At 34.7% G+C, this 499-nt stretch carries 1 protein-coding gene; it reads left to right on the forward strand.

Annotated features, from left to right (window positions below; translation table 11 throughout):
- Positions 1–499 (forward strand): MBG domain-containing protein (locus ACHRVZ_RS21405; protein ID WP_395425055.1); only part of this gene is annotated, 499 nt, incomplete at both ends.

Consider the following 499-nt stretch of genomic DNA (forward strand, 5'->3'; position numbering starts at 1 on the left):
GTTTTGTCTTGAATTCAAAAGGTGTTCTTACAGGAACTACAACCCAGATGACAGAGAGTAATTTTACTGTTACGGTTACTGATGCGAATAATTCTGCTGCTTCTCAAAGTTATATTTTAAAATTAAAACAAATACCTATTACAGTTACAGCAGCTGTATCTCAAAGTAAAGTTTATGGTGAAAACGATCCTGTTTTTGATTTTACTGTAGTTCCTAGTCTATTGGCTGGAGATGCCTTTACGGGAAGTTTAGCCAGAGATCCCGGTGAAAATACAGGTAGTTATGCTATAAATCAAGGAACACTCTCAGCAGGAGATAAGTATTTAATTACTTACGCTGGTTCTAATTTTAATATCACTAAAGCAGATCAAATAATTACTTGGGATCAGACTATAGGATTTGATTGTGATGCAGCAACTACAGTTGTTTTAACGGCTTCTTCTAATAGTAAACTGCCTGTAAGTTATACTTCGTCAAATAGTAAAATTGCAGCTGTTTC

Source organism: Flavobacterium sp. FlaQc-57, assembly GCF_044007395.1.
Classification (GTDB): domain Bacteria; phylum Bacteroidota; class Bacteroidia; order Flavobacteriales; family Flavobacteriaceae; genus Flavobacterium.